A 337-nucleotide genomic window follows, 5' to 3' on the forward strand; every position below is an offset into this window, starting at 1 on the left:
CGCGCATCGCGTTCGCGTCCGCGGCGGTGCTGAACGCGCCGACCTGGACGATGAAGCCGACACCGGCGGTCGCGGCAGGCGTGGCGGGACGCGCGGGCGCGTCCGTCGTCGCGGCCGGGGGCGGCGGCGGCGCCGGGCGCGGTGGCTCGGCGGGGGGCGGCGCCGGCGCAGGCGTCGCCGCGGACGGGGTCGGCACGGCTGCCGCCGTGGCGGTGTCCGTGCGCGCCGGCGTGGCGCCGGCATCGAGCGCGACGACGCGCGGGCTCACGTCACTGCGGACCTGCGCCGCGCGCACGCGGACGGTTTCGGCTTCGGCGCGGCTGGCGTAGGGACCCAG

At 81.6% G+C, this 337-nt stretch carries 1 protein-coding gene; it reads left to right on the forward strand.

The window, feature by feature from the left end; all coding sequences use genetic code 11:
- Positions 1–329 (forward strand): hypothetical protein (locus tag SB719_RS19285; protein WP_412159623.1); only part of this gene is annotated, 329 nt, incomplete at its 5' end.
- Positions 330–337 lie beyond the last annotated feature (8 nt).

The sequence above is a fragment of the Pantoea sp. SIMBA_079 genome, assembly GCF_046940275.1.
GTDB lineage: Bacteria > Pseudomonadota > Gammaproteobacteria > Enterobacterales > Enterobacteriaceae > Pantoea > Pantoea borealis.